General features: G+C 38.2%; 12 protein-coding genes and 2 pseudogenes. 6 read left to right on the top strand and 8 right to left on the bottom strand.

The features are described 5' to 3' along the window. Positions 1 to 15: 15 nt before the first annotated feature. The 4 genes from ACSHXM_RS09560 to ACSHXM_RS09545 form a co-directional block, all read right to left on the bottom strand. Entirely contained in the window at positions 16 to 522 is a 507-nt protein-coding gene (locus ACSHXM_RS09560) for a hypothetical protein (RefSeq protein WP_435688533.1), read from the bottom strand. After that, positions 515 to 1,498 (bottom strand): HD domain-containing protein, encoded by a 984-nt coding sequence (locus ACSHXM_RS09555; protein ID WP_435688532.1) that lies wholly within the window; start codon positions 1,496 to 1,498, stop codon positions 515 to 517. The genes ACSHXM_RS09560 and ACSHXM_RS09555 overlap by 8 nt, the downstream gene beginning before the upstream one ends. 87 nt (positions 1,499 to 1,585) lie before the next feature. Next, positions 1,586 to 2,764: an Arm DNA-binding domain-containing protein gene (locus tag ACSHXM_RS09550; RefSeq protein ID WP_435688531.1), complete on the bottom strand. Its 1,179-nt coding sequence runs from the start codon at positions 2,762 to 2,764 to the stop codon at positions 1,586 to 1,588. Next, positions 2,757 to 2,993, bottom strand: a complete 237-nt coding sequence (locus ACSHXM_RS09545) for a hypothetical protein (RefSeq protein WP_435688530.1) — start codon at positions 2,991 to 2,993, stop codon at positions 2,757 to 2,759. The genes ACSHXM_RS09550 and ACSHXM_RS09545 overlap by 8 nt, the downstream gene beginning before the upstream one ends. Positions 2,994 to 3,024: 31 nt before the next feature. Here ACSHXM_RS09545 and ACSHXM_RS09540 point away from each other — a divergent pair, with 31 nt between their 5' ends. The 4 genes from ACSHXM_RS09540 to ACSHXM_RS09525 all read left to right on the top strand — a co-directional run bounded on the left by ACSHXM_RS09540 (position 3,025) and on the right by ACSHXM_RS09525 (position 7,091). Beyond that, on the top strand, positions 3,025 to 3,330 hold the full coding sequence (locus ACSHXM_RS09540; protein ID WP_435688529.1) for a helix-turn-helix domain-containing protein: 306 nt from the start codon (positions 3,025 to 3,027) through the stop codon (positions 3,328 to 3,330). A gap of 273 nt (positions 3,331 to 3,603) precedes the next feature. After that, a protein-coding gene (locus ACSHXM_RS09535; RefSeq protein WP_435688528.1) for an IS3 family transposase occupies positions 3,604 to 4,778 on the top strand; the annotation gives its coding sequence in 2 pieces (ribosomal slippage) (positions 3,604 to 3,874 and positions 3,874 to 4,778; 1,176 coding nt in all). Positions 4,779 to 5,186: 408 nt separating this feature from the next. Further along, on the top strand, positions 5,187 to 5,567 hold the full coding sequence (locus ACSHXM_RS09530) for a hypothetical protein (RefSeq protein WP_435688527.1): 381 nt from the start codon (positions 5,187 to 5,189) through the stop codon (positions 5,565 to 5,567). 6 nt (positions 5,568 to 5,573) lie between these two features. Further along, positions 5,574 to 7,091 (top strand): hypothetical protein, encoded by a 1,518-nt coding sequence (locus ACSHXM_RS09525; protein WP_435688526.1) that lies wholly within the window; start codon positions 5,574 to 5,576, stop codon positions 7,089 to 7,091. 364 nt (positions 7,092 to 7,455) lie between these two features. On the opposite strand, the pseudogene ACSHXM_RS09520 reads toward ACSHXM_RS09525, so the two are convergent. Beyond that, a pseudogene (locus ACSHXM_RS09520) lies at positions 7,456 to 7,677 on the bottom strand (IS982 family transposase); the annotation flags it as partial. 122 nt (positions 7,678 to 7,799) lie between these two features. Between ACSHXM_RS09520 and ACSHXM_RS09515 the strand changes: the two are divergent. After that, positions 7,800 to 7,964 (top strand): annotated as a pseudogene (locus ACSHXM_RS09515) (transposase domain-containing protein); the annotation flags it as partial. A 323-nt stretch (positions 7,965 to 8,287) separates the two neighbouring features. Here the strand turns inward: ACSHXM_RS09515 and ACSHXM_RS09510 are convergent. The 3 genes from ACSHXM_RS09510 to ACSHXM_RS09500 form a co-directional block, all read right to left on the bottom strand. Beyond that, complete coding sequence (locus ACSHXM_RS09510) at positions 8,288 to 8,599, bottom strand: hypothetical protein (protein WP_435688525.1); 312 nt, start codon at positions 8,597 to 8,599, stop codon at positions 8,288 to 8,290. A 150-nt stretch (positions 8,600 to 8,749) separates the two neighbouring features. Next, complete coding sequence (locus ACSHXM_RS09505) at positions 8,750 to 10,624, bottom strand: DUF5060 domain-containing protein (RefSeq protein ID WP_435688524.1); 1,875 nt, start codon at positions 10,622 to 10,624, stop codon at positions 8,750 to 8,752. Positions 10,625 to 10,812: 188 nt separating this feature from the next. Beyond that, positions 10,813 to 12,672, bottom strand: coding sequence for an alpha-L-fucosidase (locus tag ACSHXM_RS09500; protein WP_435688523.1), 1,860 nt, complete (start codon positions 12,670 to 12,672; stop codon positions 10,813 to 10,815). Positions 12,673 to 13,178: 506 nt separating this feature from the next. On the opposite strand from ACSHXM_RS09500, the gene ACSHXM_RS09495 reads away from it, so the two are divergent. Continuing rightward, the coding region (locus ACSHXM_RS09495) for an alpha-L-fucosidase (protein ID WP_435688522.1) at positions 13,179 to 14,674 on the top strand (1,496 nt) is incomplete at its 3' end.

Genomic DNA, 14,674 nt, shown 5'->3' with positions numbered 1-14,674 from the left:
TGATTGCATTCTGAATTACTGAAGTACGTCAGTTGTAGTACCTCCAATTGCATGTTCAACCAAACTTGTAACGCTAGGGCAAATCAACTTAGACTTAAACTCTTTTTTATATACTGTGAATAGTTCACATGCCAGTCTGAATTCAAGTTGTGAAATATAGAGTGTGAATCCCGTTTTCACATATGGGTCATGTAGATTATTTTCGATTATTTCTAACCCTTGCAGTAGATAGCTTACTGTCATTTCGTCTGAGGTAATTGGTCCATGGTGAGCGTTGCGTGGTGAGAGAGAACGTGCCAATCTGAGCATACTAAATGGGCAAGCGCACCCTGCAAAATATTGCAGGATAGCTTGCGCTACAACATTAGTTGCAGGCTCCAAATTATGGCCGTAGAAGTAGGGGTCTTGCCAAAACACCCACTGACCATCTGTCAAGCTCATTTGATACTGGAATTCGTCATCCAGTTTCTTAAGTAATATATCACCCGCTAGTGCTGTAAAGTTACAGTTTATCTCAAGCATGTTTTGCTCCTTTACTATAACTCTTGCTGTAGACAAGGGAATTATCTTTAACCCTTGCCTGTTTGCGGAGCACATCATGTACAGATGCGAAGTTTGGTACTGACCATGTGTTTTTACTATTATTTGCACTCATCCCATCGACACGTTGTAGATGTTTTGCAACGCGTGTTTTAGGTGTAAACCCGTATCGTGCTTTAGGGGAGTAACATGTCCATGCATGTCTTAATTGATGAGCCATGGCGGGGGCTATACTCTCTAATAACTTTAGTGGTTCTGCGCAGATTTCTAACGTTAATTGATCATGATCTACCAAACTGCCAATAGCGGTTCTTGTACCATCTGGCGTCAAAGTTAGTGTTTTTCCTATATCATGTAAAAGTGCTGCTACTACGGCTATGTCTTGTTCGAATGGCGAAAGTTCACGTATTCCAGCGATATCCCAAGCCACCTCAACTGAGTGTTGGATCAGTCCGCCTGGATAATTATGGTGGTACCTTAGGCTTGCTGGGCATTGAAGATAACGTAACCCGATGTTTGGTTGCAACAGTACTTGTCTTAGAAATTGACGCATTGCTGGATGATGGAGGCGGCTGGTGAATACAATTAACGCATCGACAGCTTCTGGAAAAGGACAAAGGGAGCGGGGGAGTGCTGATAAATCATTGCCAATACTTTTTTCATCTACACAAGGAAGCAGGTTTTTACAATGGTAGTAGGCATTTCCTTGGCGTTGCTGTAATGATGCTTCAATATGAACCATGCTATACGGCAGTAAGTGTGTCTCCATTAATGAAGGATTGTTACAATAAACTTTAAAATCACCGGAAGCATCAGAGAAGGTCAATACCCTAACTGGGCGTGATGAACTGTCAGTTCGGGAGATTACAGAACTTAAAAAATAGCGCCCCATAAATCGATTAAAGTTAGATACGTCGGCTAGAAGAGGCTGAAGTGAATCAATTTGTAAAGTTTTCATGTAGACTCCTGTTGGATCGGTGTTGGTTTAGGTTAATATCTTAAATTTCATTTTCTTAGCGATTAAATAATTTCATGTAGATTTGACTTAAAATTGACTAATCAGAGATTCAAATGCACTGCCATCTTGCCGAGTTAGGTTCGGTACAAAGCGGCTGTAACGTTCAAACAACATCTTTGTTGATGAGTGCCCTAGTTGAGTCGCTATCCATTCTGGATTTTCTCCAGATGCTAGCCAAAGGGTCGCCGCGGTATGACGACTTTCGTAGGGACGTCTTGGGGATAATCCGAGTAATCGAAGAGTCGGTTTCCAAACACGCTTGGTTACATTGCGGTGAGCTAACGGATTGCCGGCCTTATTACAGAACACATACATTTTTTCACCTGTGATGTTTTGCTGTTGTGCTAATGCCTTTAAAACAGGGGCAGATAATTGAATCGCACGATAGGATGACTGAGTTTTAGGCGTTTCTGTTTGGCCATCGACTAACGTTTCCTGAATTAGGATTTGTTTAAGCTGCAAATCAACATATTTCCACTTCAATCCGTCAATTTCGGCGGTTCGCATACCGGTGAAAAATCTTACTGTATAATAATTTCTAAAATCCGGTCGAACACCAGCTAGGAAGATTTTTACTTCTTCTAATTTAAGTGGATTTATCATCGGTTTATCGATTTTAAGTGGGTTAATGTCCACAAATGGGTTCGTAAAATTAAATCGATTGGCTGCCTCTAGTAGGATCTGCCTGAGAGGAGTCATAATGTGATTTATCCAATCATTAGTAATCTTTTTGTTACGCATGCCCTTGTTTTTGGCCAGATTACTGCGGAATTTTAATAACATGGGACGACTAATCTCATCCATCCGGTATTTATCAAATGTTGGTAACAAATATCCATTTAATATAATGTCCAGATTTTTTCTGTAACTTGGTTTCCAACTCACGTCATTTTCAAGTAACCACTCTATGCAGAAAGTAGAAAATGTAGGGATATTTGAGACTAGTTCGCCAGTAATTTTAGGAGTGGTTACCTTGAGTACTTTATTATCTATCTCTGTGAACAGTCCGCATCTTTGACTACCAGGGAAATACTCTGAGTAAACGAACTTGTTTAAGCGTATGGCTGCATTTATCTCCTTGATAAGTATTTCTAGCTTAGCTCTGTTGGTTTTTGTGTCATGCAAAGCGGTTTGTTCTCGACATCTAACTCCCTGATAACGAAAATCTAACACCAACTTACCATTACGGATTCCGATACTAGCCATTACAAATCCTCCCTGCAGCCATGGGAATAATTTGAGTAGGTCTTACTGTGTGACTAAATATTTCATGTTCAACCGCTTCCCAGATATAAAGTATCTTTCTTCCCCCAAAAGGTCGGATGTAATGCAGTCCTTCTAGCAAGACACTATCTTTCAGTGTTTTGTTGATGTAACCTGCACTAAAGTGTATTCGAATTGCTAATTCTTTAGCTGAGAGAAGAGTGTTGTTCATAATTGCCACCTATGTTCTTTAGTTGGTTGTAATGTTCTTTCAGAGAACAATGTATCACCACTTTATTGTTCTGTCAAAGAACATTTGCGGGTTTATAAGGTTTTTTATGATTAGGTTTCGGTTAAAAGAGCTCCTTGCAGAAAAAGAGTTCCAGGAAAAAAGAAAGATAACACTCAATGAAGTGGCTGAAAAAACAGGAGTGAACCGCACATCATTGTCTAAGATGCAGAACCCTGCAATGCGTCATTCTACGACTACAAATTCCATTGATTCACTCTGCCAATTCTTCAACTGTAGGGTAGAAGAGGTAATGGTTTATGTGGAGGAAGGAGATTAATTGATTAGCTAAAGCTAACTTCACGCTATACGGTTAAAGATAAATAATGTGTTCTAAATTGCTGATGTGGGACAGGAATATAATTGAGCCTAAATAACAAGTTTACATACAGGCGAAGGTTGACCATAAGCAAAAAATAAGAAAGCATAATCTTGTTTGTAAATTTTGCTTACGACCCAGACTGTGTGAAAACTATTGGCCACCTTTTGGTGATCTGCTTTAATCAAACAGGACACTTTAATAAAGGATAAAATCCAATTATTGAGGTGTTAAATGACAATACGAACAAACAGAAGTTATACGGCAGAATTTAAACAAGAAGCCGTAGCATTAGTGACCGACCAAAGTTATAGCGTACCCAAGGCGGCAGCGTCTTTAGGTATCACAGATAAGTTACTTTATAACTGGAAAACCAAGTATGAAGCAGAACAATCGGGAGTCAGTTTGAATGCTGATGAGCGAGCTGAGCTGTTAAGGCTTCGCAAGGAAAATAAAGAGCTAAGGATGGAAAAAGAGATCCTAAAAAAGGCCAGCGCCCTCCTGTTAAAGAAAACCAAGTAACCTTTAAGACTATCAAGCAACTTTCATCGGCATTTCCAGTGGTTAAGCTATGCCAAATGATGAAGGTCAGCCGCTCAGCCTATTATGCTTGGCTCAAACGCCCGGCAAAGCTGATAACGCCAGAACAACTGAACTTATATCGAAGAGCCAAGACTATCTTCGAGCAAAGCAGAAACAGCTTAGGTTATCGAGAGTTACGTAAACGGTTATGTAAGGAGGGCTTTAAAGTCAGTGAGTATGGTGTTCAAAAATTAATGACTAAGCTTGGCTTGGTTGTGACGCAACGTGTCGCTTATAAGGTAACGACTAAGCGAAAACACAGTGATGCGGTTGCTGACAACCTGTTGAATCAAAATTTTAACCCCCTTGCTCCAAATCAAGTTTGGGCGGGTGATGTAACCTACTTGAGAACAGGCGAAGGTTGGATGTATCTAGCTATTGTGATGGATTTATATTCTCGTCGCATCGTTGGTTGGCATATTGATAAACGCATGACGACGGATTTAGTGAGCAAAGCTATGATGAAAGCTTATAACCTGCGACAGCCAGCTAAGGGCTTGGTATTTCACTCAGATAGAGGTTCACAATACACCAGTAAACAATATCGGCGATTACTATGGGGTTATGGCCTTAGAGCCAGTATGGGGGATGTTGGCGCTTGTTGGGATAATGCGGTTATCGAGCGCTTCTTCGGCAGCTTAAAACATGATTGGTTGTTGAAAGTCCCTCAGCCAACTCGTGAGCATATGAGAAATGATGTGATGGCGTATATGCGTTGTTACAACTTAGAACGGCTTCATACTGCTAATGGTGATCTGTCGCCAATAGAGTATGAGCAAAATTCCTTAAAAAGTGTCCTGATTAAGTTGCGCAGAACAGTTGTATAAAATCTGTGTGAAATGTTCATTTAAGCGCAAATGTTTCCAGTTGAAAATCACTATAAAATTCATCTTAAATGAATCTATTTCCTAAAACTATTAATATTCGCAATTCGCTAAATCGGGTAAAAATAACTTTTCAACTAAGCTAAGTTCGCACGTGCCACATCTAGTCATCGTTTACGTAAAATCATTCATTTTCTTACATCAGACTAATGGTAAAAATGTATCGGTTAAAAGGTATTTTAATGGGGGTGATATCTTCGGCGGAAAAGTATCATCTGGTTTATGTATTACTACGTCAGTTGGTCGTTTAAGTTTCCAGTTTGAGAGAATATTCGGATAAATCATTATGAAAAGAATTAATCACCAACCTATTTACCAAACCTTTACCGCCCTAACATTCACTCATTAATAATGAGTGGTTGTGCTTTAGAATATAAAAAACCTATATATAAAGATCCTGAAGCAGAGATAGAAAGTCGTGTTGACGATCTGATTTCTAGAATGACCTTGGAAGAGAAAGTACTTCAATTAAGTGGAATGGCGGATAAAGGAGAAGAATTTGGAGATTATGATTCAACAAACTTCGGTACTAAAGGTAATCAACGTTTAGGTATTCCAACGTTAAATATGGGGCACGGTATAACTGGAGTTCGAGCTGGACGAAACCCTGAAGTTAAAGCAACTTACTTTGGGACACCAATAGCATTTGCTTCCACATGGGACTCGGAGTTATATGGACGAATCTCGAAATTTACCGATAATGGAATTTTTACCTCACTAACTAGAGACTAATAAAAAATGAAAATCAATATGAATCAAACATCTATTTTGGCCACTATTGTGTTTTTAACGCTTACTGCCTGTGGTGGTGGAAGTAGTAGTAGAGAGGGTAGTGAATACATAGGCGATAGTTCTGTATCTTTGGTGTCTGAGCCAATAAGAGAGCAATTTGTTATGGAGCTTTTTGAATTACCAGAATATGCAGCAAGTTATGTTCCTACTGGAATGCAGGTATCTTTAATGGATGTTATTGGTTATGCAAGCATGGCGGTTCATCTGAATAATATTAGTGATGATTGTTTGATTGTTGCGCCTGAACTTAGCACAATTATTAATATTGATAGCAACCACGCTTGTTATTTAAATGATAAAACAAATCGTATCTATCTAAATGTAGAGTTCCAAAGTGGCTATAACAAAAGAGTTCAGGAGGCTATACAAATACAAGAGTACAGAGTAAATTATTCGAGCTTTTTTTACTTATTGTCTTCACAAACCAAAGGAATTCCTATTGTTGTCAAGCAGCATGGAATTAAAAATCAAAATATTCTTGTTTCAGAAATAAAGGTTTCACCCTTGACAAATACTACTTTTCTGAATGGTCAATACACTATAAAAATCCAGTATAGCCAGAAGCGTGATGACTCAACTTCAATTGTTCGTGATTTATTAGAAGAAAATGTAAGTTATGAAGTAAACCGAAATAATGGTCAAATATCACTGAATAGTGATATTCCTAATTATGGTTATGGGATTACCGATTTACGTGAGCTAAGTTTGAGCTCACTGTCTGCTAGTAATGAGTTATATGAACTGAGTTTTGATGAGGCAAATATTAATCATGAACACATAAATATTAGTGTTTATGTCAATCGTAAACAATTGCAATCAAAATTAAAGTTTATTGTTGCAAACGGTACAACGTCAGCACTATGTGGCGAAGGTTACTCAGGTGATGATGGTTTAGTGATTATGGAAGCTGAAAATACTCATTCACCGTTAGATTTATGGATTATAAAGCAAGATGTAGCGGGCTTTACGGGTACAGGTCACCTTGAATTTACCGGAAACAAGCCTGGCAGTGGCCCCGCAAAATCACCATTAAGTTATATTTTTAAAGTGGAGCAAAGTGGTTTTTATCGGTTGATGCTGAAAGCGAGAAAGCGCCTAAATGGTGAGAGTTCTGATAAAAGTAATGACGGTTACGTGCGAGTTGATGGTAACTATAGTGCCAGTCCTTTGGCTGGAGATAATCATCGTGATGACGCTCAACTAGAAGATTTGAAACGGGATGTGAAATTATTTGGCGGTGACGCTGATAAATGGGGGTGGGCTTATACGCTAGATTTAGGTGGTCATTTAAATAAACGTCAACCAATATATGACTTTAAAGCCGGTGAACAATATACGTTAACCATGTCAGGTCGTTCAAAAAATTATAATGTTGATAAGATTACATTTTTTAATACTGAATTATATAGTACATCGCAGGCAAAGGAGCTTGTTTTTAGTGCTGATGAGTCAGGGTGTCTGTAAGATAAAAAAGTTCTGTTAAATCTTGAGCCGTACATTCCGTGAGTATATACAAAATAGTAGTTTCTTATTAGCCCCCCGTGTCAGAATCTAACTCTTATATTCAAATAAATTAGGGTCGGATTGAACTTTATGCTGTGCGGTTGATCAGAACATTTATAAGAAAATAACAATCGAGTTTATGTGACATGCTCATAAAAGACACGGAATAATGGACAAATAATTAATTTGGACATGCAGAGTTAGGAGATGAACGACGCACCAAGTGCCTTATAAAATTGAGTCATCTAATAGCAAGTAATTCGGGGAGTTCGATTTCAGGCATCAGGCTCTCCAGCCTTAAATGAGGGGGCTTATCGTTTTATTTGGAATGATAAAATTTAGCAATATAGCCTTTATAATAATTTTTAAAGTCGCGATGATTTGATATATGAAAAGCGATGAGGACAGTCATTATTTCGCTCATAGTCATACTACTTTGGCGTTTTCACTTGATATGGCCATCAGTAATTAACTGTTTTTCTCTCTGTGGAATAAATACGCGGTAAAAATTATCGACATCACAGAATATTTCAACTAGTTTATTCATGTCTGTTCCTTATTATCTTTCTGTTTTTTCTTGGTCGAAAGATCGGATCGTGGAACAGGCACTTAGTTTAATTGAATTAATTCTTATCACGAGTTGAGTTTATTATGTAGATGTCTACATAATCAGTCAATGGTGCTTAGGCCAGTGCGACACTTTATAGTATCGTGATGACATGTCGCGCCAACGATAATCATCCCTACTATTACTTCCTGCATTTATTTAAAGCATTGCTCAATCGTCAAAGTGATGATGATTTAACAGATTTAATGCCGTGGAATTTTCAGCTAGACTTTGACTATAGCTACGCTTACCGCTTAATTGCATTATTACGTTTAAGTCACAAAAAATATAAAAAGCATAACAGGTGGGGGCGGAAAGATAACAAACATATACTCCTATAGATTCAAAATATAATGCAGCCTAATAACTAATGAATAATTTTTAGTTATTAGGCTGTTACCTTAAATTTATTTAGTCGCTGTTATTCATGAAAAGAGTTTACTAAACCAGCTCAATATAACGGAGCGCTTTTTCGGCTCAGTGTCGCCTGCGTTGCTACCGGCAACAATATTTATATCAAGCTTAACTGCTGAATATGGTGGGATCGAAATTATGTTGCCGGTAGAATAATTGATAGTTTTTTAACTAAGGTATCTTCTTGTGTTAAGCCGTCAACAGTATTTGAATGAGTATATATAGTAATTCCATTAATTATCGCAGTTCCATGACTTAATACTAATTTAACACTCAACAATCTTATCTTCTTCACCTGTGTAAACATAGTAAACATCAAATGTTGCGACTGAGCATTAGTAGTATTAGCAGACATTAATAATTCAACTTGTACAGTTTCGTAATCTTTATCATTCAAGGCTTTTTGAGCAGCAAACATATTGGCGTTAGCGGAGAATATGTAGCTCACCTGCAGAATTAAATAACGTCTTAATTGAAGTAAATTGCATTATTATTCCTTTAAATTTTTGTTTGAATTACCGCATGGCTAATAAGCGAAATGGAGCTTCTTTAGCATGCGGCAAGTTTATATAACGATTGGTGGGGGAAAGTCTTTATCTTATGATGCTACAACAATAGCAGCCCAATCTTGATCGGTTTCTGTTGGTGGCATTCCTATGTTTTGTACTTTGTTGTCACCTTGCAGTGTACGTCCCTCAGTTTTCTTGCCCGTACGTGGGTTATACCAAAGCACTTTGAAAGTATTTGAATTGAGTAACATAACATCTGTACTTCCACCTTCACGTAAATAGATAATATAAGCCTCACCTGGATCAGCGAGGACCCAATCAGAATTGATTAACGTTAGATCATTATTGGGAGATAGGCTGCTTAAGTTGATTTTTAACTCATTTTGTACAATATCTCTAAAGAAATGGGCTAAATGACCTGATTGTTGCCAGTGTGTGTCGAATTCTCTTAAATCCTCAACAGCTAGATCATATGCGTGTGTATGGCCTCCACCATCATTTTTTAAGTACCATTCAAAACCGCCACCACCAGCCATGACGTTAGCCCACATCCAATAAATGCGTTGTAAAGAACTTATAGGTACATTAGGTTTTGGCGCATCTTTACCGGCGGCTTCTGTCATGGTGACAATCCATTGATTGCCTGCATCTTTAGAGCGTCGCAACCAATCAAGGGTTTTACCATAAGTACCTTTAGTATTGCTTGCATTTGGTGGAATGTCTGCCATTTGAAAAGTTGGTCCATCAAAAGTAGGGTGACCAAGTAATTGATAGTAGTCAGCGTAGTGTTTCTTTGATGGATAGGTATGCATGAATATGGCGTGGTTGTATGGATCCATTATCCGAATATAGTCAGAAAAAGCCTTTCTTTGCTCTACGGTATTGGTATTTTCTTCACCAATATTCCATTGTAAGGCAGGGTGGTGCCCAAATCGCGAAATTAATTCGCGATAATAGAGCTTTCTCTCAAATCCTAAATCACCATCATTAAGCAATTGATCGTTTTCCGTTTCTTGGGTCATCATATGAATTAGTAAGCCTTGCTGAGTCATATGGCTAAGAGCTATTTCCCATTGATCTAATTTACTTACATCAAAGGCTTTTCTATTGCCATCATAGATTGACCATGGGTGGGCATCACAACCGTCACCGTTGACGGTATTGGCCATAATATAAGCGGAATTTACACCATTTTCGGCAATGTAATTAATTAAACCAATAAGGTTTTTACCTTTGCCATTTTGCCAAGTAGGGTCGCCAGTTGCCCAATCATCGGCATGGGGCTCAAATTTATGCAAAATACCTTTGCAGGTTTTTACATTGTTATGTTTAATCGTATTATCAAATTCATAATAGCCAAATATATTTTCTGGGCTATCCATGCCTGCTTGGATATAAATTGAATTATCTCCAGCAAAACGCAAATATTTTTCACCTTTGTTGTGCTGTAATAGGCCACGGCCACGCATATCTTGGCCTTCAACGGCTACTTTTGCTACGTTGAATTGACCTGACTCACCGTTAAACACGTTTATGGCTTGACCTTCATTGTCACTAGCACTAACCGCTATATTAGCCCCTTGTCTAAAAGACACCTTGTATTGCCAATCGCCGGTGGTAGGAGGGGAGAAATAAGCTCGCCATTTATCGCCTTCAATGGCACTGGATTCAGATGCATTACCGTCGGCAGCAAAGTGCCCAGGTATTTTTATGACGGTATCACCTTGACTAAAAGTTATATCAAATCGAATATCGGTAAAAGTAGCTTCTTCGTTTTCAGAGCCGTGAAACCCAGAACAAGTTACATTCATTCTATGCCATTGAGCAACATCGCCCCCTATTTGGCACAAGTTTGTTTTAGCTGAGGATGAGTTTAAAGCTGCCGAATCTGTGGATGTATCGATACAGCTTGAAAGACTCAAAACTGTAGCCACTAAGCATACTGAGTAAGCTTGGAATTTCATTTTATCTCCTATTTTTATGGTTTATTATTAGGTTTAATAGTGATTAATTCACACGAGTATTACTTCAATTAAGTATTTGATTAGTTGAGGTATGTAACCTTGTAGGTTGCCTAAAGGACGACCTACAAAATACTCAATTAGTCACTTCTTCATTAATATTACGAGTTTTAAGTGAGGCGTTATCGATATTAATACTGCGCTTCAATAGTAAGTTGTTTTAACTTCATCAGGCCTTTTTTTCCGTATTCTGAAGATTTAGTTTTTCCCAATAATTCAGTAATAATTTCTCGACTAGGATCCGGGCGTACTTGAATGTTGTACATACCAGGTTTATCGAATTTGATCAGTGCGACGGCTTGGTTAAAAAACATCAAAGGTTTAAATTTATGATAGCTACCAGTGTTTAAGGTTTTAAATGGATAGACTTTATCTGTACCTAAAACAGTAACAACGCCCTCTTGATTAACTTGTAACTCATCAGCAGCATATTTGACGTAAACTTTATACGTGCCTGGGTCTAATACGCGGATCTTCCACGTAGCGGTATCATTTACGCTATGTTGATTAATGATAGTATTTGTATGTTCAGCCACACCATAGTAATGAAAATGCGGTAGTATTTTAGTTTCGGCCGTACCGGCTAGCTCTGCTTGCTCTGGTAACAATAGGGTTTCTTGATATTGATGCGAAACTGTTTGGAAGCGCTCAGGCTGACCTTCAGGGAAGCTACCTTGATATTCTAGTACAATGACACTATTGTCTGCGTTAGGCAGTTTGGCGGGTAATTTAATCACAACATCTAGCTCATTTTGGCTAAATGTTAGTTTATCTCCTGTTTCTAAAAAACTGGCTTTTAAAGTGTTCACTTTTACGCCGGCTACAAACAACTCATTGTTGAGTGGGGTATTTAGTACGTGTAAATAGAGTTTTCCTGGTTTATGTGTCACGTGTCCCCATTGAACGGGCGGTAAAGGAGAACGCGTTGTACCGTATATACTCTCGCCATTCTTTTTCATCCAGTTGCCGATTTTGGTGAAAGCATCTATAGAAGCTTGAGGCATAAGGCCACTTCCATCTGGGCCTATATTCATCAACATATTCCCTCCTTTACCAGCGACTTCTACTAACAGGTGCAACATTTCACGAGGTGATCTAAAGTTGTGATCGAAGTGAGAATAGCCCCAACTCTCGTTATGAGTAAATATAGCTTCCCAAGGTTTTTCTTCTGTCGGAATCGGCGGAATTTGGCCGTCAGCATACCCTTGATAGTCACCTAAGCCGTGACCGATTCGTGAAGTGACCAAACAATTAGGCTGGTATTTTTTGACGATAGCTTTTAGCGTTTTGGATGATTCAATCGTCATGTTTTTTGGTGTATCAAACCAAATAAGATCTATGTCGCCGTAATTGGTTAGCAATTCTTTTATTTGGGGTATGGCTTTTTCATTTAAGTATTTATCGAAATCTCTGCCTTCTTTGTTAAATTCCCAAGTGTTGCCATCTGCATCTTTTTCGGTCCAATCTTGAAATTGAGAATAATAGAAACCAATTTTAATGTCGGCTTTGTGCGCTTCATCTGTCAATTCTTTCAATAGGTCGCGTTTAAATGGTGTTGCATCCATCACATCGAAATCGCTAACTTTAGAATCAAATAATGCAAATCCATCGTGATGTTTTGAGGTGATAACGATATATTTAACACCGGCTTCTTTAGCAAAACGCACCCATTCTTTGGCGTCATAGAGGGCGGGATTAAATTCAGCGCCAATTTTTTTGTATTCGGCACTGGATACTTTGGTTCGTTGCATTAGCCATTCAGAAATACCGAAATAACGGTTGCCTTCATAAATGCCACCTTTAACCGAATAAAGTCCCCAGTGAATAAACATGCCAAATTTAGCATCGTGAAATTCCTGTAAAGCATCTACTTTTTGGGGCTTTGAACTTTGTGGTTCTGAAGAGGCTCGATTTATGTTGTTGCCAGCGCAACCAATGTTTAATAACGTCAACATAATGATAGAAAATAAGGTAATTGCTTTACGAAACATTTTTGACTCCAACTTGTTTCTGGTAACTCTAATAGAGCTTGGTATAGGCGTATATGAATATGACATAAGTAAGTGTTGTTATCATAAACTCATGGTTAATTGATATAACTCGAACTACGCCTAACCATCGGTTTCAAATTAAGGAACGAAATATTAAAACGATAGGAAGAAGATAAATATGCATTAACTAGCAAGTCAGTGGTATTTATTTAACATGATGACAAAGGACTCAATAGTATCTCGTCTTAATCGTTGGAGGCTATCAAATCATTTCTATGAATGTGCTGTGACTAAATTAGCGGGGATCAAAGAAAGTGAGAATTAAGCATAAAACGATAAGTGTTTTGTTAAATACGTACTAGCTTGCTAGCTATGGTTTATCTCATACTTTATATCATGTTAACACTCTAGTTTTTATGTCGTATTTTTCTGAATAGGCCCCTCATCTCACATAAAAACATTTTAGATAAATATCAAATCGAAGGCCTTAAAAATAGGAAAGTTAAATGAACCTTGAATATAAATCTGGCAGAAAAACTCAACCGTTAAGTTGGTATCATTCTTTTAAAAAGCAGGCTGCAGTTACTGTATTATCTGCTGTTTGCATAGGAATGCCATTAACGTCTTTTAGTAGCTCACCAAACTCAACGGCAACAGTAGTCGCAAAAGATTGGGCAACACTTGACGCTCGAGAAACACCACAATGGTGGACAGATGCTAAGTTTGGTATTTTTATTCACTGGGGGCTTTATTCTGTGCCGTCATACACTAGCCCCGGTCAGTACGCTGAATGGTATTGGGAAACTGTTTTTAAAGCTGACGAAGGTGCCCGTGGTGATTTAAGTGACGTACGTAAAGATGCAAGAGCTTTTCATGATAAAAATTTTGGAAAAGATTTTTCTTATTTTGACTTTGCTCCTCTTTTTAAAACAGAAATGTTTGATGCTGACCGCTGGGCTAAAGTCATTGATGATTCAGGGGCAAAATATGTAGTTTTAACCTCTAAACATCATGAAGGCTATACCTTATGGCCCAATGAACAAGCAAATAAAACTTGGGGTCGAAAATGGAATAGTGTCGATATTGGTCCTAAACGAGATTTAGTGGGGGAGTTAAGTACCGCCGTTAAATCTAAAGGTTTAAAAATGGGATTGTATTATTCCATGTATGAGTGGCATAACCCGTTATACAAATCTGATTTCCCTCGCTTTGTCGACGAACACTATATTCCTCAGTTTAAAGATTTAGTTACTGAATATGAGCCAGAAGTACTATTTATGGATGGTGAATGGAAGCATAGCGCGGAAGATTGGAAGAGCCGCGAAGTGTTAACCTGGTTATATAACGAAACCAAAGTCAAAGAAACAGTAGTTGTGAATGATCGGTGGGGTAAAAAAACTCGCCATAAACATGGTGGTTATTATACAACTGAATATGGTGCTGGATTACCGGATTCTGATCATCCTTGGGAAGAAAGCCGTGGGTTAGGTTATTCATATGGCTTTAACCGTGCAGAAAATATTGACCATTATTCTTCAGGTCAACAACTTGTCTTAACTTTGGCTGATACGGTGAGTCGAGGTGGTAATCTATTACTCAACATTGGGCCTACCGCTGATGGGCGTATTCCAGCGATCATGCAGGATAGACTCGCTTTTGTTGGTAACTGGTTGAAATACAACGGTGAAGCGATTTATGGCAGTAAAATGTACAAAAATGGCTTCCAATGGAGTGAAGGAAATGAAACCGAGCTAGATACATCAACTAATTATAAAGCTAAATATGATGTGATTAAGCTGACCATCAATCCTGATCCTGGTATGGCAATTAAAGAATTATTATTTACCCAAAATGGCAACAATCTATATGCCATGGCCCCAAATTACCCGCAAGGCAAGTTAATAGTTAAAAATTTAAGCTTGAAAGCTGGTGCTAAGGTTAAGTTGTTAGGCTTGGAAGATACACCTATAAGTTGGAAAAACGTTGGAGGCAATGTTGTGAT

It is taken from the genome of Paraglaciecola sp. (genome assembly GCF_051252315.1).
Lineage (GTDB): Bacteria > Pseudomonadota > Gammaproteobacteria > Enterobacterales > Alteromonadaceae > Paraglaciecola.
The sequence above is the reverse complement of the archived record's forward strand: the minus strand, read 5'-3'. Positions and strand labels throughout refer to the sequence as shown.